Below are 20693 nucleotides of genomic sequence, written 5' to 3' on the forward strand. Positions count from 1 at the left end.
GCGAGATAGGGTCGGACGGTGACGACCTACTTGCTGGCCGGCGGCGGGACCGCCGGGCATGTGAACCCCCTGTTGGCCGTTGCTGATGGGCTGCGCGCTCGGGGCACGGGTGCCGATGTGCGCGTCCTCGGGACCGCGGAGGGGCTGGAGTCGCGGCTGGTACCGCAGCGGGGCTACGAGCTTCTTGTCGTCGACAAGGTGCCGTTTCCACGGCGACCCGATCGTGCTGCCGCAGCGTTTCCGAGCCGGTTCCGCCGCGCGGTGGCCCAGGTGCGGGCACACATTGCGACACACGAGGTGGATGTCGTCGTCGGGTTCGGTGGCTACGCGTCGGCCCCCGCGTACGTTGCAGCCCGGCGCGCCGGCATTCCGTTCGTCGTCCACGAGGCCAACGCCCGGCCGGGACTTGCCAACCGCCTCGGTGCCCGCCGAGCCGCTGGTGTCGGTGTCGCTTTCGAGGGCACGCCGCTTCCCCGGGCCCGGTTGGTCGGGATGCCCCTGCGCCGCGAGATCGAGGACCTCGATCGTGCGGCGCGTCGCGCCGAGGCTGCTGCTCACTTCGACCTGAGTCCGGAAGCGCCGACCCTGTTGGTCTTCGGCGGGTCGCTGGGAGCGCTGCGGCTGAACACCGCGATCGCAGGCTCGTGGCGCGACGTGCTGGATGCCGGGTGGCAGCTGCTCCACGTCACCGGTGATCGCTCCGATCTCGAGGACCCGGGGGAGCCGGGATACGCCCTCCGTCGCTACGTCGACCGCATGGACCTCGCTTTCGCGGCGTGCGACTTCATCGTCTCGAGGTCGGGGGCTGCCACGGTGAGCGAGATCAGCGCGCTCGGAATCCCCGCCGTCTACGTGCCCTATGCCGTGGGCAACGGGGAGCAGGCGCTGAACGCTGCCTCCGCAGTGGCGCATGGCGCTGCGATCCTGATCCCCGATGCGGATTTCACCCCGGAGACGGTCCGGGACCGCATCCTGCCCCTGCTGACGGATGCCGACGAGCGGGCGGGTATGGCCGAGAAGGCCGCGGAGATCGGCATCCGCACCGGCACCGAGAATCTCATCGCGATGATCGACGAGGCCCTCGCCTAACCGTCGGCGCGCACGGTTGCCACCTCAGGCGGGGAGTTCGTCGGTTTCGGTGGTCTTCAGCGCTGCGATCACGGCCGCGATGGCCTGATCGGTGTCGACGCGCAGGCCACGGACCTGCTCGGCGAAGGCTGCGGCAGCTCGCTGAATCTGGCCGAGCGCGGCGTTCTCGTCGACGGACACGAACGTGCCGTAACGGCCGCGCGTTTCAATGAGGCCCGTGGTCTCGAGCTCCCGGTAGGCCCGAGCCACCGTGCCCGGCGCAAGTCCAAGGTCGCCGGCGAGTCGGCGCACCGTGGGAAGCCGAGAGCCTGGCGGCAGCTCACCGCTCGCTATCGCCGCAACGTACTGCGCGCGCAGCTGCTCGAACGGAGGTGTGGGCGAGGCGGGGTCGATGACGATCATGCGCCTTCTCCCCGGGCAAGCTCGACCGACGTGCTCGCGAATCGCCGACTTTGCGGGCGCAACGCGGCCGGATATCGTGACGCGGCCATCTTCCCGAGCCCCAGCGAGTACGTCACCTGCGCTGCGGCGATCAACACCGGAGTCCATGGGCTCATCAGCGTCGACAACTCCGGGCGTGTGGCGGCAATCGGGGTCAGGGTGAGCGTTCCCGCAGCGATTCCCAGCGGTAGTGCTGCGGCCATTGTTGCGGCGCTGCGCAGTGACCACAGCGCGTCCGCGCGGAACAGGTCGTCCCACGCCAGCTGGAGGTCATCGCTGGCGACCTGCGGCTGGGATAGCACGATCCGCTCCATCACGCGCATCACGACGAAAACGATGATCGCGAAGACAAGAAGCCCGGCGCACCACAGCACGGTTTCGGTCGCGATGCGGCTGGGCTGCACCAAACGCCACGCGAGGACAGCGGCCACGCCCACAGACGCAGTTCCGAGGGCTATGGGGGCCAGAACACGCCGCCAGGGCTGACGCAGGTAGTTCTCGCCGGTTCCGAACGGTAGCTTCACGACTCGCTCGTATCGCGCGGCTTGTTGCGCGCTCAGGTCGTGCCGTCGGCTTCTGATCAGGTAGATGATCGGCACCAGGGCGAGCGCGCACAAGATCACGGCGGTGAACCAGACCATGCCGAACTCGAAAGACATGTCTCTTTTGTATCAATATTGTCGCAATGTGTCGATACAGTTCCATGAGGTTCAAGCCAGCTCGACCTGCATGTGCTGCGGCACCGGTGCGCTCACCCGCAGGCATACCAACACGATCGCGACGATCGGCGTCAGGATGCCGAGAACAGCCGCAAGGATCTGCCCCATGATCGGCAACGCCACCGCGACGATGAGGCTGACCGCCAGGGCGAGGGATCGGTTTCGCCACGAGGCGGCCCACACGAGCCAGACGATCGCGGCAGCCGGAAGAAGCCAGACGACGGCGCCTATCGGGCGAGGGTTGCCAGACGGGAGTATGGTTCCCCATCCGGTCACGACGAGCACAAGCGTGAGCGCACCCAGCGTTGTGGCCCCCCACACTGCTCTTTGCTGCGTCGCGGTCCGCCGCGGCGCGCGGAGGGCGAGCGCGAGGATCACCAGGATGCCGCATCCGGCTGACGCGCGCATGCCGACGAGCATCGCTTCGGTGCCGTCGAGGCTCGTGTACAGAGACCCTGTCACCGCGAAGGTGATCGACAGCAGCGACGTAATGATGGCGGCAACGGCAAGCGCACGCGCAGCGCGTCGCCGTCCGACCCGGCCCGCATGCGAGTCGACAGCAGAGGCTGTCGCACTGCTGCGCTCCCGGTGCCCGGGCCAGACGAGGGCGACGATCACGACCGCCGCGGCAGAGACGAGGAATGTCGTGATCGGTGACATGAGCATGACGGCCGCGAGGGGAAGCGACAGCGCGGCGCCGATGATGCTCGTCCCGACGATCAGGACCCGCATCCCGCGGCGACGCGCGAGCCGGTCGCTGACCGCCACGACCACTGCACATGCGGCTGCTGTCGATCCGAGTGCGATGAAGGCGGGGAACAGGGCCGAGAAGAGGGAGCGAGGGTCGCCGGCGTCCGCCTCATCGAACCCGACGCTCCAGGACGTGAAGGCGAGCGCGGCGCCCGTTGTCGCGATCATGGAAATGCCGAGCGCGACCAGCGTGCGGATCGGATCGAGATGAAGACGATGCCGGGCACTGGCGAGGGCTACCGTCCACCACAGAGCCGGGACCAGCCCGACCTGAGTCACGAGAATCGTCGTGAACAGCCAGGGGGCAGCGTAGGTGAGCCCGAGCTGGCCAGCTGCCGCAACGAGAGCTGACACGGCCAGCGCGGCAACGCCGGCCACGCGCGCGGTGGTGGCGTCGAGGCGGGTGCCCAGGCCCGCCAGCGCTGCTGCCATCCGTTCACCGCGCGATGGCGCGCTCAGCCCGCCCGCTTCGGCGGCATCCATAGCTGTGCCCACGAATACCGCGGCATTCGCGTCGCGCCACCAGCGCGGGTACCAGCGGACGAGGCGCTCGAAGCGGTCTCGGTCGAGACTCATGCCAGCGCGCTCCGCGGATGAGCGGGGCGCGGTCTCGCACCGCCGCCCGCTGCGGTGCCCAGCGCCCGGCGGGCGGCGGCGACCCGCTGCTCGAGCTCGGCGGTTTCGCTCTCGAGCTGCGCAACGCCCTGGGATGTCAGGCGAAAGTAGCGGCGCGCGCGCCCATCCACGATCTGTTCGCCCGACTCCTCGACAGCGCCGCTCGCGGTCAGGCGATCGAGCGTCGCATAGAGGGTCGCGGTCTTGAGGGACGCCGCGCCGCCGGATGCCTCGAACACGCTCCGGAGGATGCCGTAGCCGTGCTGCGGTCCGTTCGCGAGCGCCGTCAGAATCCAGAAGGTCGTGTCAGGTCGCGCGGTAGCCATGACCCCGAGCATATTCCCGATCATGGAATATCGATACGGTGAGCCTGCGATAGGCCGCGTGCCGAAGGAGTTCCTCAGCGACGCCGACCTAGGATTGTCGGGTCATGATCAGACCCGACCTCAGCCTCCCGATCCCCGAGACCATCGAGGCAGCGCACTTCATCGGTATCGGCGGCTCGGGGATGTCGGGCCTGGCGGGCATGTTCCTGGATCGCGGCATCCGCGTCTCGGGATCCGACCGCGCCGACAGTGCGGCACTCCAGGCCCTCGCTGCCCGAGGAGCGCGTGTCCACGTCGGGCACGACGCCGCGCATTTGCAGGATGCCGACACTGTCATCCACACCGGGGCGATCTGGCCCGAAAACCCTGAGTTCGTCACGGCGAAGGAACGGGGACTGCCCGTCATCCATCGCTCTCAAGCGCTCTACTGGCTGATCGGCCGCCGCCCGCTGGTCTCGGTTGCGGGAGCGCACGGCAAGACGACCTCGACGGGGATGATCGTCACGGCGCTGCGTGCGCTCGGTGCCGACCCGAGTTTCGTCAACGGGGGAGTCATTGCCGATCTCGGTGTCTCCAGCGGCACCGGTGCTGACGATCTGTTCGTCATCGAAGCAGACGAGTCCGACGGCACGTTCCTTCTCTACGACACGGCTGTCGCGCTGATCACGAACATCGACCCCGACCACCTGGACCACTGGGGCAGCCGGGAAGCCTTCGATGCCGCGTTCGCGCGCTTTGCGAACAAGGCGCGCGAGGCCGTCGTCCTGTCGTCGGACGACGAGGGCGCGCATCGGATCCTTCCTCACCTCACCCACCCGCGCGTCATGACCTTCGGAAAGGCGGAAGATGCCGATGTGCGCGTGCACGGCATCCGTACCGACGGACCGGTGTCGTTCGAGCTGACCCATGACGGGCACACGGTCTCGGCCGCCCTGGCGATTCCCGGAGAGCACAACGCGGTAAACGCGGCGGGAGCCGTGGCTGTGCTCCTGACCCTCGGGCATGACTTCTCCGACGCCGTGAAGGCCGTCGAGAGCTTCGGCGGAACGGTGCGCCGCTTCGAACTGCACGGGATCGAACGCGGCGTCAGCGTCTACGACGACTACGCCCATCATCCGACCGAGGTCGCCGCGGCCCTCGCTGCGGCGCGCACCGTCGTCGGCGATGGGCGCATCATCGCGCTGCACCAGCCCCACACCTACTCGCGAACGCAACAGATGGCCGCGGAGTTCGCCGAGGTGCTCGAGACCCACGCGGATCACACCGTCGTGCTCGATGTGTACGGCGCACGAGAGGACCCGATCCCGGGAGTTACCGGCGAACTCGTCTCAAGTCGATTCGCGGATGCCGACCGCGTCCACTTTGAACCGGATTGGGCCGCCGCCGCTGCCTACACGGCATCGGTCGCGCGGGACGGGGACTACATCATCACGCTCGGCTGCGGCAACGTCTACCTCATCATTCCCGATGTGCTCGCCGCGCTCGGCCGGCAGGGCGCACCGGCGGAGTAGCCGTGCGCCGGCCGACCCCGCTCCCGCCCTCCGGGCCTCCCTCGGGCTCTGACGACAAGACCCCCTCGCCGCCGCAATCCGGCGGGCGGGGGAGGCGCAGTAAGTCACCGGAAGCGGAGGTACCTGCCGGCGCTGAGCTGGCGGCTGAACCGGCATCCGTTTCCGTCGAGAGTGCCGTGACGGAGCCGATCGATCTGCGCGGAATCACCGGTCCCGCGCCGATCTGGCCCCTTCCGCCGGATGCCGACACCGGCCTCCGGGCCTCGAATGCAGCATCCGTCCCTCCGGATCTGTCACCCGGGGGTACCGGAGATGGAGCGCCTGGAGCTGCCGACCCGCTCCCGGGAGAGTCGGACGCGTCGGAGGCGGCCGGGCCCGAAGCGGTCGGCATGCGTGACGTGTGGCGGGCTGCGCGCGCGCGACGGCGCGCGCTCAAGTCCGAGGTGCGTCGATTCACCGTTCGCGCTCGTCGGCGACGCGCCGTCTGGCTGGGCTCCATCGCTGCTGTCGTGCTGGTCGCCCTGGGCAGCGTCGCCGCTGCATACAGCCCCCTCTTCGCGGTCGAGACGATCACGGTAGCGGGGGCTCAGCAACTGGATGCCGCGGCCGTGTCCGACGCGCTGTCGTCGCAGTTGGGTACCCCCTTGCCGCTCGTGGATGAAAGCGCCATCAAAGCGGCGCTCGTCGCGTTCCCGCTCGTCGAGTCCTACACCGTGGAAGCTCGGCCGCCGCATGATCTGGTCGTGCGGGTCGTTGAACGCACCCCGATCGGGGTCATTGCGTCCCCTGCCGGGTACACCCTCGTGGATGCCGCCGGAGTGGCGCTCTCGACCACGCAGACCCCCGCGCCTGGAAGGCCCGTGCTGCAGATCGCGGGCGGGACCACCTCCGAGGCCTTCGAGGCAGTCGGCCACGTACTGCGATCGTTGCCCGACTCGATCATGTCTCAGGTGACGGAGGCCTCGGCGACGACACCGAACGACGTGACCCTCACCCTCGGCGGAACCGGCACCCAGATCGTCTGGGGCAACGCTGACGAGTCCTCGAACAAGGCGGTCGCGCTGGCTGCGGCGATGACGTCGCGGCCGCCCGACACGGTGTCGCGCTACGACGTCTCGTCGCCCTCAGCTGTCGTCATCCAGTGATCTGCTGAACGCACTGGCCCGAGCGGGCGCACGAACGAACGGGATGTGCGACACGCCCCCGCAAGCGCGCGGAATCGGGGGAGTCGACGCTTAGCTTCGTGTCTAGGAAATACATACCCAGCAATACTTTATACCTCCAGTTGAGGTTGAAGGTTGCAGGACACGAGCACAGGAGTCGGCATGAGCCAGAACCAGAACTACCTTGCGGTCATCAAGGTGGTCGGCGTCGGCGGCGGAGGCGTCAACGCCGTGAACCGGATGATCGAGCTCGGCCTGCGCGGGGTCGAGTTCATCGCCGTCAACACTGACGCTCAGGCGCTGCTGATGAGCGATGCCGACGTCAAACTCGACGTCGGGCGCGAACTCACTCGAGGCCTGGGAGCCGGCGCCGACCCCGAGGTGGGGCGACGTGCCGCTGAGGACCACACGGAAGAGATCGAAGAAGCCCTCCGCGGCGCCGACATGGTCTTCGTCACAGCCGGTGAAGGTGGCGGAACCGGCACGGGCGGTGCGCCCGTCGTCGCCAAGATCGCGAAGTCCATCGGTGCGCTCACGATCGGTGTGGTGACCAAGCCGTTCTCGTTCGAAGGCCGTCGCCGCCAGAGCCAGGCCGAGTCGGGCGTGTCGCGGCTTAAGGAAGAGGTCGACACCCTCATCGTGGTGCCCAACGACCGTCTGCTCGAGATCAGTGATCGCGGCATCTCGATGATCGAAGCATTCGCGACGGCAGACCAGGTGCTGCTGGCCGGTGTCCAGGGCATCACCGACCTCATCACGACGCCCGGGCTCATCAACCTCGACTTCGCCGACGTCAAATCCGTCATGCAGGGCGCGGGCTCAGCCCTCATGGGGATCGGCTCTGCGCGCGGTGCAGACCGCGCGATCAAGGCTGCTGAGCTGGCCGTCGAGTCGCCGCTGCTGGAGGCATCCATCGAGGGTGCACACGGCGTGCTGCTGTCGATCCAGGGTGGTTCCAACCTCGGCATTTTCGAGATCAACGATGCGGCCCAGCTGGTCAAGGAAGCCGCCCACCCCGAGGCCAACATCATCTTCGGTACCGTGATCGATGACACGCTCGGCGACGAGGTGCGCGTCACGGTGATCGCCGCAGGGTTCGACGGCGGTGAGCCGCAGACGCGCCTGGATGCCACGCCGGTGATCCGTCGTGAGCCCGTCGAGCAGCAGGTAGCCGCAAGCTCCGAAGACGAGCCACAGCGTCCCGAGCAGCTGGCTCCGGTGCCCTCGATCTCGGATGCAGCCTACGATTCGGCGTTCGGGGACGACGACCTCGACATCCCCGACTTTCTGAAGTGACCGCATCCGCGCCAGCGAGGGTGCGTGGCTCGAGGCGACAGTCGTGAGCGGGCTGGAGCTGCCGCTCGCCGATCGTCTGGCGTCGATCGATGACCGTATCGCCACTGCCGCACGACAAGCGGGACGCTCGGCTGAAGACATCACCCGCATCGTGGTGACGAAGTTCCATCCGGCAGCGCTGGTCGACGACCTCTACGGGCTCGGCGTGCGGGACGTCGGTGAGAACCGGGTCCAGGAAGTCCTGGAGAAGGTCGCCGAGGTCGGAGACCTCACCGACCTGCGATGGCATTTCGTCGGTCAACTGCAGACGAACAAGGCGCGAGCAGTTCGACGCGCGGTATCGGTGATCCACTCTCTCGACCGCGAGAAGCTGGCTGACGCGCTGGATGTCGAGGGTGAGGCGCCGCTGGACGTGCTGATCCAGGTGAACCTCACCGACGACCCCGGCCGCGGGGGAGTCGCTCCGGAGAATCTCCCAGCGCTCGCCGAGCACGCAGCCGGCTGCGCGGGACTGCGCGTCCGAGGCGTCATGGCGGTTGCTCCGCTCGATGAGGAACCCGCCGCGGCGTTCGAACGGCTTGCCGGCCACGCGAGCACCGTGCGCCGTGTCTTTCCGGATGCCACCTGGATCTCGGCCGGAATGACCGGCGATTTCGAAGCTGCAATTCACGCCGGCGCGACACACCTGCGCATCGGCACGGCAATCACGGGTCCGCGCCCTGTCCGCGGTTAACCTCGGACCAGACGAGCAAACGGAGGATGCGATGTCGAACCCCTTGAAGAAGACCATGGTCTACCTGGGCCTCGCCGACGAGGAAGAGGTCTACGACGAGACGCCGGCGCCCGCGCCGACGCGCAAGTCTGCTGCGGCATCCGTCGAGAAGGCCGCTCCGGTCACGCCGATCCATCGCCCTGCGGTTGTTCGTCAGCCGGCAGTGGGTGCTCTCAACGAGATCGTCACGGTGCACCCCAAGCAGTATCGCGACGCGCAGGTCATCGCCGAGAGCTTCCGTGAGGGCGTTCCCGTGATCATCAACCTCTCGCAGATGTCAGACGCCGACGCACGGCGTCTGATCGACTTCGCGAGCGGTCTGTCACTCGGTCTGTACGGCCGCATCGAGCGCGTGACCAGCAAGGTCTTCCTGCTCTCGCCCGAGAACGTCGCTGTGTCAGGCGAGGGTGCCGTGGCGCAAGCGGATCCGGAGGCGGTTCCTTTCCCGCAGACTTGATACGTGAACGTCATCCAGATCGTCGCCGGAATCCTCAATGCGGCACTCCTGATCTACATTCTCGTGCTGCTGGCTCGACTCATTTTCGAGTGGATCCCCGTCTTCGACCGAGAGTGGCGTCCTCGTGGCGCGATGCTGGTCGTCGCTGAAGGTGTGTACACGGCGACGGACCCTCCGATCCGTTTCCTCCGTCGTTTCATCCCCCCGTTGCGCATCGGAAGCGTCGCCATCGACTTCGCATTCGCGCTCACGATGCTGTCGTGCTTCATCCTCCTGTCGGTGACACGCGCCTTCGCAGGATGAATCCACCCACGACTATGCTTTGCTGTTATCAACCGTCCACAACCGCGTGCCGGAACGCACGATCGGCCAGTGGTCGGGCGAACGAAAGAGGGAAGAAATGCCACTGACTCCGGATGACGTCGTCACCAAGCAGTTCCAGCACGTCCGGTTCAAGGAAGGGTTCGACCCCGACGAGGTCGATGACTTCCTCGACGAGATCGTGGTCGAGTGGCGTAAGGCCCTGGCCGAGAACGAAGAACTCAAGGCGCGTATCGCCGAGCTCGAATCGGGCGCTCCCGCCGCCCCCGCCGCGCCTGTAGAGGCCCCGGTCGAAGAGGCCGCCCCCGCGCCCGCCCCCGCAGCTCCTGCGGGCACCCCGCTTCCCACGGTTGCAAGCGCCGGCCTGCTCGAGCTTGCCCAGCGCCTGCACGACGAGCACGTCGCCGAAGGCCAGGCGCGCCACGACCAGCTCATCGCCGAGGCCCAGGCCCAGGCCGCCTCGATCATTTCCGATGCCGAGACTCGCGGTCGCGACGAGATCGCCCGCATGGAGGCCAAGAAGGCCGAACTGGATGCGCGCATCGGTGAGCTGCGCCAGTTCGAACGCGACTATCGTTCGCAGCTTCGCGGCTTCATCGAGGGGCACCTGAAGGACCTCGACTCCTCCTCGACCGACAGCGCGTCGGTCGCGAACATCACGAACTGAGGACGCTCTTGGCGTCTCGGCCACCTCTGCGTCACGCGGCGGCCGGCATCACGATTGCGCTGCTCGCAATCCTGGTGCTGGCCGTCGACCAGTTCACCAAGTACCTTGCGCTGAGCAACCTCCCCCTGCAGCAATCCGTTCCCGTGCTGGGGGAATTTCTGCAGTTCTACCTGGTCAAGAACCCGGGTGCAGCCTTCTCTCTCGGGGAGGGATACACCTGGATCTTCACGATTGCCCTCGCGGTGGTCGCCGGTGTGATCGTGTGGCTCGCCGCGACCCGCGTGCAGTCACGCCTCTGGGCGATCGTGCTCGGACTGCTGCTCGGAGGTGTGCTCGGAAACCTCACCGACCGCCTCTTCCGGGAGCCCGGATTCCCCGTGGGGCACGTCGTAGACTTCATCAACACACCGTGGATGTGGTTCTGGATGAGCCCCGCCATCTACAACGTGGCCGACATCTTCATCGTGTCGATGATGATCGGCGTGGCCCTGCTCGTGATCGTAGGAGTACAGATGGACGGCAAGCGACACCATCACCATGAAACGAATCCCGCCGAAGAGGAGACCATTCTCGGCGCCGCCGGGGACGAATTTCCTCCCGGTGGCGATGTCGCCGGCGGGTTCGACTCGGAGTTTCCGGTCGCCGACCCGTACGCGGGTGTGCCTCGCGACGAGATCGGTCTCCCTCCGCTCACGGAAGCCGAGCAAGAGGCTGTGGCACGGGAGGCCGACCGGATCGCCGACGAGGAATCCCGCCGCGACTCGTGAGTCGTCTCGGTAGGCGAGCAGCTGCCGTTCCTGACCGCCGATGCGCTCGAGACGGAGACTGACGTGCCGGCGCGGATGTTGCCGGTGCCGGACGGGCTCGATGGCGCCCGGGTCGATGCGGCAGTCTCCAAGATGCTGGGATTCTCGCGCACTTTTGCGGCCGACGTGGCCGAGGCCGGAGGTGTCAGCGAAGGCGGCAGGATCCTCGGGAAGTCCGACCGACTGACGGCGGGAACGGTTCTCGAGGTCGAGTGGACCGATCGTCGCGAGCCCGAGGTCGTCCCCGTCGTCGTGCCAGGCTTTGGCATCGTGTACGACGATGACGACATCGTGGTCGTCGACAAGCCCGCGGGTGTTGCCGCGCACCCCTCAGTGGGCTGGGAAGGCCCCACGGTGCTCGGGGCGCTGGCGGCGGCCGGATTCCAGATCGCGACGAGCGGTGCCCCCGAGCGGCAGGGCGTCGTTCACCGCCTGGATGTCGGCACCAGCGGGCTCATGGTCGTGGCCAAGTCTGAGCACGCCTATGGCGTCTTGAAGGCGGCCTTTAAGGACCGTACCGTCGAGAAGATCTATCACGCGGTGGTTCAGGGGCATCCCGACCCGCTCGCAGGAACGATCGATGCGCCGATCGGACGTCATCCCTCGCACTCCTGGAAGTTCGCGGTCACCCCGGACGGCAAACCCTCGGTCACCCACTACGAGACCATCGAGGCATTCCCCGGGGCCTCACTGCTGGAGATCCACCTCGAGACCGGGCGGACCCACCAGATCCGCGTCCACATGGCGGCGCACCGGCATCCGTGTGTCGGTGATCCGCTCTACGGAGCCGACCCCACGCTCTCAGAGCGCCTCGGACTTACCCGCCAGTGGCTGCACGCCCATACGCTCGCCTTCACGCATCCCGCAACACGGGAGTGGGTCTCGTTCGATTCGCCGTATGCACCCGATCTCGCTCATGCGCTGGCGATCCTCCGCGGCGAGGAGCTCGACTGAGCGAGCTGACGCACTGAGGGCTCAGAAGCTGCCGAGCAGATCGAGTCTCAGCTGCGCCGTGATCGCGATGAGGGCGTAGTCCAGGACGGTGGCAAGCAGCGCCCACGAGAAGATCACGCCTCCTACGCGCCGCGTCGCAACTGCCTCGCTCCACACACCGTCGCGCAGCATCCAGCCCGTGGTGAACCAGAACAGCGGGATCGTGACGAGCCAGATGATCATGCACCAGGGGCAGAGCGACCCGTAGACGAAGATGCTCTGGAACGCGAAGTAGTGCACGAGAACGAAAGCCCCGGCCACGAAGATGCCATACGTCCGCCAGTACCAACGACGGAGGCCGGATGGCGATGCCAGCCCGCTGACGCCGGCGTAGACGGGTCCGAGGAACAGCACCATGCCGGCTATCGAGTTGCTGAATCCGAGGATGTTGCCGCCGGGGGAGAGCAGGTTGGGTCCGCAGGTGACGAGCACGCCCCACTGACACGAGATGATCGCATCCGCGCCGGTGAGCTGACCGATGTACTCCAGGTACAGGAGGAACGCGACGACGGCGCCGAGGATGCCGCCGACGATCCAGAAGACGGCGAGGAGGACGGTGGGTCGGTGCAGGGCCACCCGCCCATTGTCTGCACCGGTCCGGGCGCTGCGTGGCCGGTCGGGCCGGACTTAATCAGGCGGACGGATGCTGCGCCCCGCTGCCGGCGGAAACGAACTGCGCTTCGCCGCGTTCCGCGATCGCGGCATCGATGCGCGCACGCATGTCAGCGCCCACGTCCTCGAGCGCGTCGAGCGGATACCAGCCGACCTCTGTCATCTCGCCGTCGACGGGAACCGGGTTGCCCGAGATCCACGTGCATCGGAAGGTCAGGTCGAGGTAGTCGCTCTGGTCCCCGTTGGCGTACGTGATTCTCGGGATCTGATGGACCCACGCGAGGCGGTCGGCACGGATGACGACACCTGCCTCTTCGGCTGCCTCCCGCACCGCGGCGTCGGCCGGCTCCTCGCCGGGATCGACGATGCCGGTGATCGGGGTGAGGGCGTGATTGTCGGAGCGGCGACCGAGGAGGATCTCGTCACCGCGGATGATGACAGCGGTGACGCCCACGAGCGGGAGCGGGCGGGTTCCGACGAACTGGCGGAGCTCAAGGATGAAGTCGGGAGTTGGCACACGGTAACCGTAGCCGCCCCGGCGGGCCGGGTGAGCCGGCGTCGGAGCCCGAACGTAGACTCTCGGCATGGCGTCCGACTCCTTCGTCCACCTGCACGTGCACAGCGAGTATTCGATGCTCGACGGAGCCGCCCGCATCGGGGCGATGGTGCAGGAAGCTGCAGCTCAGGGGTCGCCTGCGATCGCCGTCACCGACCACGGGAACACGTTCGCCGCCTTCGAGTTCTACAAGGCAGCGAAGGATGTCGGCATCAAACCGATCATCGGCATCGAAGCGTATGTGACCCCGGGTACGCACCGGTCCGAGAAGTCACGGGTGCGATGGGGGTCTCCCGAGCAGAGCGACGATGACGTGTCAGGTTCGGGTGCGTACACCCACATGACGCTGCTGTCCGAGACGACGGCCGGGATGCACAATCTCTTCCGGCTCTCATCGAAGGCATCCATGGAGGGGTACTACTTCAAGCCCCGCATGGACCGCGAGCTTCTCGAGACGTACTCGAAGGGTCTGATCGCGACCACCGGATGCCCCTCGGGCGAAGTCCAGACCCGGTTGCGCCTCGGGCAATACGACGCCGCCCGCGCTGCGGCGGCGGAGTTCCAAGACATCTTCGGTAAAGAGAACTACTTTGCCGAGATCATGGATCACGGCCTCGATATCGAGCGCCGGGTCATGACCGATCTGCTGCGGATCGCGAAAGACCTCGACATCCCGCTTCTCGCGACCAACGACTCCCACTACACCCACCAGCACGACTCGAACAGTCACGCGGCCCTGCTCTGCGTTCAGTCCGGGTCGACGTTGGATGACCCGAAGCGGTTCAAGTTCGACGGCGACGGCTACTACATCCGCACGCCAGCCGAAATGCGCCAGATCTTCCGGCAGCATCCCGACGCGTGTGACAACACGCTGCTGATCGCCGAGCGCTGCGAGGTCGAGTTCAACACCAGCGCCAACTACATGCCGCGCTTTCCCGTGCCCGACGGCGAGACCGAGGAGAGCTGGTTCGTCAAAGAGGTCGAGGCTGGGCTCGAGGAGCGTTACCCGGCCGGCATCCCTGACGAGGTCCGCAAGCAGGCCGAGTACGAGGTCGGCGTCATCGTGCAGATGGGCTTCCCTGGCTACTTCCTGGTCGTTGCCGACTTCATCAACTGGGCCAAGCGCAACGGGATCCGCGTCGGCCCAGGCCGTGGGTCGGGAGCCGGCTCGATGGCTGCCTATGCCATGCGCATCACCGACCTCGATCCGCTGAAGCACGGCCTGATCTTCGAGCGGTTCCTCAACCCCGACCGCGTATCGATGCCCGACTTTGATGTCGACTTCGACGACCGTCGCCGCGGCGAAGTGATCCAGTACGTCACCGAGAAGTACGGCGACGACCGGGTGGCGCAGATCGTGACCTACGGCACCATCAAGGCCAAGCAGGCGCTGAAGGATGCCGGCCGCGTGCTGGGTTTCCCGTTCAGCATGGGGGAGCGCCTGACAAAGGCGATGCCGCCGGCGGTCATGGGCAAGGATGTGCCGCTGACCGACATGTTCAACAAGGATCACCCCCGCTACAAGGAGGCGGGGGAGTTCCGCACGCTCATCGAGACCGACCAGGAGGCGAAGACGGTCTTCGACACCGCGGTGGGCCTGGAAAACCTCAAGCGCCAGTGGGGTGTGCACGCCGCCGGTGTGATCATGTCCAGCGAACCGCTGATCGACATCATCCCGATCATGCGGCGCGAGCAGGACGGTCAGATCGTCACGCAGTTCGACTACCCGTCGTGCGAGTCGCTGGGTCTGATCAAGATGGACTTCCTGGGGCTGCGAAACCTCACGATCATCAACGACGCGCTCGATAACATCGAGGCCAACCGTGGCGAGCCGCTCGTCCTCGAGGAACTCGACCTCGACGACCGCGCGTCGTACGAGTTGCTCGCGCGAGGGGACACTCTCGGGGTGTTCCAGCTCGACGGCGGCCCGATGCGATCCCTGCTTCGCCTGATGAAGCCCGACAACTTCGAAGACATCTCGGCCGTCCTCGCGCTGTATCGCCCCGGTCCGATGGGCGTGAACTCGCACATCAACTACGCGCTGCGCAAGAACAAGCAGCAAGAGATCGAGCCGATCCACAAAGAGCTCGAAGAACCCCTCGCCGACATCCTCGACACGACCTATGGCCTCATCGTCTATCAGGAGCAGGTCATGGCTGTCGCCCAGCGCGTCGCGGGTTACACGCTTGGCCAAGCCGATCTACTTCGTCGCGCCATGGGAAAGAAGAAGAAGTCCGAGCTCGATAAACAGAAGGAGGTCTTCTTCGGCGGCATGACCGAGCGCGGGTTCTCGGATGCCGCGCAGCAGACCCTGTGGAAGGTGCTCGAGTCGTTCGCCGACTACGCCTTCAACAAGGCGCACACCGCCGCCTACGGGCTCGTGTCGTACTGGACCGCCTACCTGAAGGCCCACTATCCCGCGGAGTACATGGCAGCGCTCCTCACGAGCGTGGCCGACTCGAAAGACAAGATGGCGATCTACCTCAACGAGTGCCGACGGATGGGCATTCGGGTGCTGCCCCCAGATGTGAACGAGTCGATCCGCTACTTCGCGGCAGTCGGTGACGACATCCGCTTCGGGCTCGGCGCCGTGCGCAACGTCGGAGCTAACGTCGTCGAGGCCATCGTACAGTCGCGCGTGGATGAGCCCTTCGTGTCGTTCCACGACTTTCTCGCTCGGGTGCCGGTCTCGGTCGCGAACAAGCGAACGGTGGAGTCGCTGATCAAGGCCGGCGCGTTCGACACGCTCGGTGCGACCCGGCGCGCTCTCCTGGAGATCCACGAGGATGCCACCGAGCAGGCTGTGCTCGACAAGCGCCGCGAAGCCAACGGCGAGGTCGGGTTCGACTTCGATTCGCTGTGGGGAGCGGACGAACCGCAACAGGTCAACAAGGTTCCCGACCGCCCGGAGTGGACGAAGAAAGACAAGCTGGCTTTCGAACGCGAAATGCTGGGGCTCTACGTCTCGGACCATCCGCTCGCCGGCCTCGAGGTGCCCCTCGCCAAACACGCGTCGATCAACATCCATGACCTGCTGGCCTCCGAAGACCTGGCTGACGGCGATCAGGTGACCATTGCGGGCCTGGTGACGAGTGTGCAGCATCGCGTCGCCAAGTCCAGCGGCAATCCGTACGGCATGATCACCGTCGAGGACTTCGACGGCGAGATCACCGTCATGTTCATGGGAAAGACCTACACGGAGTTCCAGTCGATGCTGCAGGCCGACTCGATCCTCGTGGTCCGCGGACGCGTCTCTCGGCGCGACGACGGCATGAACCTTCACGCGCAGGCGGCGTTCTCACCCGACCTCGGCTCCGTCGACGAATCCGGACCGCTCGTGCTCGTGATTCCCGAGCAGCGGGCCACCGAAGCGGTCATCGGCGATCTCGCCGACTGCCTACGCCGTCACCGGGGAGACACGGAGGTGACGCTGCGCCTCCACAAGGCAGGCGTGGCGAAGGTCTTCGAGGTACCGCATCCGGTGAGCGTCACTGCCGACCTGTACGGCGAACTCAAGGGTCTCCTCGGCCCGCAGTGCCTCGGGTAGCTCCGCCCCGTACGGCGACCGAACTGCGTTCGGGCGATGCATGCCCTGGGCGCTTCACGCCTCGCGCGGGCGATACCGTAGATGGATGCTTCGCACCCTCGATCTGCGCGGGCAAGACCTGACGCCCGCAGAGCTGCTCGCCGCCGTTCCCCGCGCGACCGCCGCCCGTTCCGAGGCGCTCGCCACGGCGGTGCGCCTGGTCAATGACGTCGCCGAGCGCGGCGAGACCGCGCTGCGCGAACAGGCTGAACAGTTCGACGGGGTGACCGGTCACGACATCCGTGTTCCTGCCGATCACCTTGCCGAGGCCCTTGATTCGCTTGATCCCGCCGTGCGCGACGCCCTGGAGCGAGCCATCTCACGCGTCCGGGCTGCCTCGGCCGTGCAGGTTCCGCCGCCGACCACGACGACGCTGGCCCCGGGTGCGCTCGTGCACCAGCGGTGGCAGCCGGTGCGCCGGGTCGGCGTGTATGTGCCGGGCGGAAAGGCCGTGTATCCGTCCAGCGTCGTGATGAACGTCGTGCCTGCCCAGGCCGCCGGCGTCGAACAGATCGCCCTCGCCTCCCCGCCGCAGCGGGCCGAGGGTGGCCGTGTTCACCCCGTGATTCTCGCCGCCGCGAAACTCCTCGGAGTGACCGAGGTCTACGCGATGGGCGGGGCCGGTGCGATCGGCGCGTTCGCGTACGGGGTTGCGAGCCTGGGCCTGGATCCGGTGGACGTCGTGACGGGGCCCGGGAACAACTTCGTGGCGGCAGCAAAGCGCGCCGTCGCCGGCAGAGTGGGTACCGACTCGGAGGCAGGTGCCACGGAGATCCTCATCGTCGCCGACGACACGGCGGACCCGCGGCTGGTGGCAGCTGACCTCGTCAGCCAGGCCGAGCACGACGAGCAGGCATCCGCGGTTCTCGTCACGGCGTCGGCGGAGCTTGCCGATGCTGTGCAGACCGAGGTGGCCGCGCTGGCTGCACAGACTCTCCACGCCGCGCGCATCGAGGTGGCGCTCACGGGCCCGCAGTCCGCGATCGTGCTCGTCGACGAACTCGACGCCGCGGTCGACTTCTCGAACGCGTACGCTCCTGAACACCTCGAGCTGCACCTCGCCGACCCCATGCCGCACCGGTTCGTGCACGCCGGGGCCGTCTTCGTCGGCCCGTATTCGCCGGTGAGCCTGGGCGACTACCTCGCGGGGAGCAATCACGTGCTCCCCACGGGCGGACAGGCGCGGTACGCTGCGGGGCTCTCTGCCTCGACGTTCCTGCGACCGCAGCAGGTCATCGAGTACGACCGGGATGCCCTGGCGGAGGTGTCCGACGCGATCGTGGCGCTTGCGACCGCCGAGGTGCTCCCCGCGCACGGCGAAGCCGTCCGCGCGCGCTTCACCGCGTAGTCTGGGGCTGCTATGCACTGCCCTTTCTGCCGTCATCCCGACTCACGCGTGATCGATTCCCGCACCAGCGACGACGGTCTCAGCATCCGTCGTCGCCGCCAGTGTCCAGAATGCGGTGGTCGATTCTCGACCATCGAGACGGCGAGCCTCAACGTCATCAAGCGGTCGGGTGTGATCGAACCGTTCAGCCGGGAAAAGGTCATGTCGGGTGTGCGCAAGGCGTGCCAGGGGCGCCCGGTGACCGAGGGTGATCTTGCCGTCCTGGCGCAGACGGTCGAAGAGGTGGTCCGGCAGACTGGTTCGTCGCAGGTCGACACCAACGAGATCGGCCTGGCAATCCTCGGTCCACTCCGGGAACTCGACCAGATCGCTTATCTCCGGTTCGCGAGCGTGTACCAGGCGTTCGATACGTTGGAGGATTTTGAGTCGGCGATCGCACAGTTGCGCGCGGATCATCATCGCCTGGCATCCGATCTCGAGGAGTAAGCATGTACCCGTGGCTGTTTCGCACGTTCCTCTCGAAGATGGACCCCGAGGCAGCGCACCATTCGGCGATGCTCGTCATCCGGCTGCTCGGTTTTCCGCCGTTCTCGTGGGTGGCACGAGCCCTCACGAAGCCTGATCCGTCGCTGCGCGTGCAGACGCTCGGATTGACTTTCGAGGCGCCGTTCGGCGTGGCAGCCGGGTTCGACAAGGATGCCGTGGGCGTCGACGGCCTGCACGCCCTCGGATTCGGCCATGTCGAAGTCGGAACATTGACCGCGATCCCGCAGACGGGAAACCCGAAGCCGCGCCTGTTCCGCCTCATTCCCGATCGGGCTGTCATCAACCGTATGGGTTTCAACAATCGCGGCTCGTACGCGGCCGCCGCTCGGCTCGAGCGTGCCCGTCGTCGGCGTCACCGCACGGTTCTGGGCGTCAACATCGGCAAGAGTCGCATCGTGGATGTCGAGAACGCCGTCGTCGACTACGTCACGAGTACGCGCCTGCTCGCGCCTGTCGCCGACTACCTCGTCGTCAACGTGTCGTCGCCGAACACCCCGGGGCTGCGGAGCCTGCAGGCCGTCGAGTCGCTGCGGCCCCTGCTGAGCGCGGTGCAGGATGCTGCCGAGGACACCCCGCTGCTCGTCAAGATCGCGCCTGACCTCTCCGACGATGACATCCGTGACATCACAGCCCTGGCTCTCGAGCTCGGCCTGCAGGGTATCGTCGCGACGAACACGACGATCGCGCGTGAGGGCCTGGGGCTCGTGACTGACGAGGCGGTCATCGCCGCCGCGGGCGCCGGTGGACTGTCGGGCAAGCCGCTCGCTCCGCGGGCCGTGCAGGTGCTGCGGCTCGTTCGTTCTCTCGTGCCCGACAGCTTCTGCGTCATCTCCGCTGGCGGGGTCGAGACCGCTGCCGATGTGCGCGAGAGACTGGATGCCGGGGCAACCCTGGTGCAGGGATACACCGGCTTTCTATACCGCGGCCCGCTCTGGGCGCGACAGATCAATCGGGGTCTTGTCCGCCGATGACGGTATGTCACACACCGTCTCGAAAAGACTTAGGAAACCCTAACTTCATCCGGGATCCGAGGAACCTCCTCGGATATACTCCCGACAGCACAACACCGGCATTCGCGTCGTCGAGTGCTTCAGCGCGGCAGTCGCGCCATGGGAAGGAACCTCTGTGATCGAACGTCACATCAAGCCCGAAGTCGCCGCGATCTTCATCGATGTCGCCCGCGGCCGTCGGGGAATCTACTCCGATGACGCAGCCTTCGAGGACCTGCTCGCCGATGCCAAGGCGGCTTTCGAGGCAGCCGACCCCGAGACCGTCGAGATCATCCGTCAGTTCGCGCGGGCCGAGGTCCCGGACGGGGGAGTGCTCTTCCACGGACTCACGGTCGACCAGGACGACATGGGCGAGAGCCCGCGTGACCCGGTGGCGTTCGAGGGCAAGGATCGTGACCCCGTAACGGAGGCTGCACTGTTGGCCTTCGCCGCTGTCGCCGGTGAGGTCTTCTCGTTCGCACGGCAGCACCGTGGTGCGCTGATTCAGAACGTCACGCCGATCCCCGGCCACGAGTACGACGCCGTCGGCACCGGGAGCCGGAGCCTGCTCGACTGGCACTCCGAGGATGCCTTCGACGACGCGCACCCGCAGTTCGTCGGCCTCTTCTGCGTCCGGGGTGATGAGCGCGTGCAGACGGCGCTGGCGCCGGTCGACCGTATCGACCTGTCGGCCGAGGATGAGGCGGTCCTCCGTCAACCGCGCTTCATGCACGGCATCGACAAGGCATCCGGCGGAACGGGTCGTCCCGAAGACGGTGTCCAGGGCGCAGCGCTCTACGGCGAGGACGGCAAGCGTTTCGTCCGCATCGACATGGACTGCGCCGCCGCCGTCACCGGCGATGACGAAGCTGCCGCGGCGCTCCAGGCCTTCCACGACGGCGCCGACAAGGAGGGCATCTATGTGACCCTCGGTGCCGGCGACATCCTGCTGTTCGACAACCGTCGCGTCATGCACGCGCGGACCCCCTTCGAACCCCGCTACGACGGCACCGACCGCTGGCTGCAGCGCGTCATCATCACCGATGACCTCGGACGCTCCGCCGACCGCCGCATCAACCACCACCGTGTGGTGGAAAACGAGCTGGTAGGCGCCTGACATTCGCTGATCG

The 20693-nt window shown here is 66.8% G+C and carries 20 protein-coding genes and 1 pseudogene; 15 read left to right on the forward strand and 6 right to left on the reverse strand.

The annotated features are described in order from the left end of the window. Positions 1-18 precede the first annotated feature (18 nt). Positions 19-1089 (forward strand): UDP-N-acetylglucosamine--N-acetylmuramyl-(pentapeptide) pyrophosphoryl-undecaprenol N-acetylglucosamine transferase, encoded by a 1071-nt coding sequence (locus tag ACQVDU_RS13100; protein ID WP_292727490.1) that lies wholly within the window; start codon positions 19-21, stop codon positions 1087-1089. Positions 1090-1113: 24 nt separating this feature from the next. Here the strand turns inward: ACQVDU_RS13100 and ACQVDU_RS13105 are convergent, their stop codons facing one another. Genes ACQVDU_RS13105 through ACQVDU_RS13120 form a run of 4 tightly spaced genes read right to left on the reverse strand, consistent with a single transcriptional unit; the run spans position 1114 to position 3940 of the window. Continuing rightward, on the reverse strand, positions 1114-1491 hold the full coding sequence (locus ACQVDU_RS13105; protein ID WP_375237478.1) for a GntR family transcriptional regulator: 378 nt from the start codon (positions 1489-1491) through the stop codon (positions 1114-1116). Beyond that, positions 1488-2189, reverse strand: coding sequence for a hypothetical protein (locus ACQVDU_RS13110; RefSeq protein WP_443477350.1), 702 nt, complete (start codon positions 2187-2189; stop codon positions 1488-1490). The genes ACQVDU_RS13105 and ACQVDU_RS13110 overlap by 4 nt, the downstream gene beginning before the upstream one ends. 51 nt (positions 2190-2240) lie before the next feature. Then, on the reverse strand, positions 2241-3575 hold the full coding sequence (locus ACQVDU_RS13115; protein ID WP_443477351.1) for a hypothetical protein: 1335 nt from the start codon (positions 3573-3575) through the stop codon (positions 2241-2243). Beyond that, complete coding sequence (locus tag ACQVDU_RS13120) at positions 3572-3940, reverse strand: PadR family transcriptional regulator (protein ID WP_228178592.1); 369 nt, start codon at positions 3938-3940, stop codon at positions 3572-3574. Before ACQVDU_RS13120 ends, ACQVDU_RS13115 begins: the two co-directional genes overlap by 4 nt. Positions 3941-4044: 104 nt before the next feature. On the opposite strand from ACQVDU_RS13120, the gene murC reads away from it, so the two are divergent. The 9 genes and pseudogenes from murC (at position 4045) to ACQVDU_RS13165 (ending at position 11887) form a co-directional block, all read left to right on the forward strand. After that, on the forward strand, positions 4045-5451 hold the full coding sequence (murC, locus tag ACQVDU_RS13125) for a UDP-N-acetylmuramate--L-alanine ligase (RefSeq protein ID WP_443477352.1): 1407 nt from the start codon (positions 4045-4047) through the stop codon (positions 5449-5451). Positions 5452-5627: 176 nt separating this feature from the next. After that, on the forward strand, positions 5628-6596 hold the full coding sequence (locus ACQVDU_RS13130) for an FtsQ-type POTRA domain-containing protein (RefSeq protein ID WP_443477353.1): 969 nt from the start codon (positions 5628-5630) through the stop codon (positions 6594-6596). Between the two features lie 180 nt (positions 6597-6776). Beyond that, on the forward strand, positions 6777-7910 hold the full coding sequence (ftsZ, locus tag ACQVDU_RS13135) for a cell division protein FtsZ (protein ID WP_363493573.1): 1134 nt from the start codon (positions 6777-6779) through the stop codon (positions 7908-7910). A 52-nt stretch (positions 7911-7962) separates the two neighbouring features. Then, positions 7963-8643: a YggS family pyridoxal phosphate-dependent enzyme gene (locus tag ACQVDU_RS13140; protein ID WP_443477409.1), complete on the forward strand. Its 681-nt coding sequence runs from the start codon at positions 7963-7965 to the stop codon at positions 8641-8643. 31 nt (positions 8644-8674) lie between these two features. Next, entirely contained in the window at positions 8675-9139 is a 465-nt protein-coding gene (locus tag ACQVDU_RS13145; RefSeq protein ID WP_228178597.1) for a cell division protein SepF, read from the forward strand. A gap of 3 nt (positions 9140-9142) precedes the next feature. After that, positions 9143-9442: a YggT family protein gene (locus ACQVDU_RS13150; protein ID WP_341579554.1), complete on the forward strand. Its 300-nt coding sequence runs from the start codon at positions 9143-9145 to the stop codon at positions 9440-9442. Positions 9443-9539: 97 nt separating this feature from the next. After that, positions 9540-10127, forward strand: coding sequence for a DivIVA domain-containing protein (locus ACQVDU_RS13155; RefSeq protein WP_363493570.1), 588 nt, complete (start codon positions 9540-9542; stop codon positions 10125-10127). A 68-nt stretch (positions 10128-10195) separates the two neighbouring features. Beyond that, positions 10196-10655: pseudogene (gene lspA / locus ACQVDU_RS13160) on the forward strand (signal peptidase II); the annotation flags it as partial. Between the two features lie 302 nt (positions 10656-10957). After that, a complete protein-coding gene (locus ACQVDU_RS13165) occupies positions 10958-11887 on the forward strand; it encodes an RluA family pseudouridine synthase (RefSeq protein WP_443477354.1) in 930 nt (309 codons plus the stop codon). A gap of 21 nt (positions 11888-11908) precedes the next feature. Here ACQVDU_RS13165 and ACQVDU_RS13170 read toward each other — a convergent pair whose 3' ends face one another. Together ACQVDU_RS13170 and ACQVDU_RS13175 are read right to left on the reverse strand one after the other, a co-directional pair. Next, on the reverse strand, positions 11909-12502 hold the full coding sequence (locus tag ACQVDU_RS13170) for a vitamin K epoxide reductase family protein (protein ID WP_443477355.1): 594 nt from the start codon (positions 12500-12502) through the stop codon (positions 11909-11911). A 55-nt stretch (positions 12503-12557) separates the two neighbouring features. Continuing rightward, positions 12558-13055 (reverse strand): NUDIX hydrolase, encoded by a 498-nt coding sequence (locus ACQVDU_RS13175; RefSeq protein ID WP_443477356.1) that lies wholly within the window; start codon positions 13053-13055, stop codon positions 12558-12560. 67 nt (positions 13056-13122) lie between these two features. Here ACQVDU_RS13175 and dnaE point away from each other — a divergent pair, with 67 nt between their 5' ends. The 5 genes from dnaE to ACQVDU_RS13200 all read left to right on the forward strand — a co-directional run bounded on the left by dnaE (position 13123) and on the right by ACQVDU_RS13200 (position 20680). Beyond that, the gene (gene dnaE, locus ACQVDU_RS13180) at positions 13123-16641 is read left to right on the forward strand and encodes a DNA polymerase III subunit alpha (RefSeq protein WP_443477357.1); all 3519 of its coding nucleotides are present in this window, start codon (positions 13123-13125) and stop codon (positions 16639-16641) included. A gap of 85 nt (positions 16642-16726) precedes the next feature. Continuing rightward, a complete protein-coding gene (hisD, locus tag ACQVDU_RS13185; protein WP_443477358.1) occupies positions 16727-18028 on the forward strand; it encodes a histidinol dehydrogenase in 1302 nt (433 codons plus the stop codon). A gap of 12 nt (positions 18029-18040) precedes the next feature. Continuing rightward, the gene (gene nrdR, locus ACQVDU_RS13190) at positions 18041-18514 is read left to right on the forward strand and encodes a transcriptional regulator NrdR (RefSeq protein ID WP_300592039.1); all 474 of its coding nucleotides are present in this window, start codon (positions 18041-18043) and stop codon (positions 18512-18514) included. A gap of 2 nt (positions 18515-18516) precedes the next feature. Next, positions 18517-19545, forward strand: coding sequence for a quinone-dependent dihydroorotate dehydrogenase (locus ACQVDU_RS13195; RefSeq protein ID WP_443477359.1), 1029 nt, complete (start codon positions 18517-18519; stop codon positions 19543-19545). A gap of 154 nt (positions 19546-19699) precedes the next feature. Next, positions 19700-20680 (forward strand): TauD/TfdA family dioxygenase, encoded by a 981-nt coding sequence (locus tag ACQVDU_RS13200; RefSeq protein ID WP_443477360.1) that lies wholly within the window; start codon positions 19700-19702, stop codon positions 20678-20680. Positions 20681-20693: the final 13 nt, after the last annotated feature.

This window comes from Microbacterium sp. F2 (assembly GCF_052274505.1).
GTDB lineage: Bacteria > Actinomycetota > Actinomycetes > Actinomycetales > Microbacteriaceae > Microbacterium.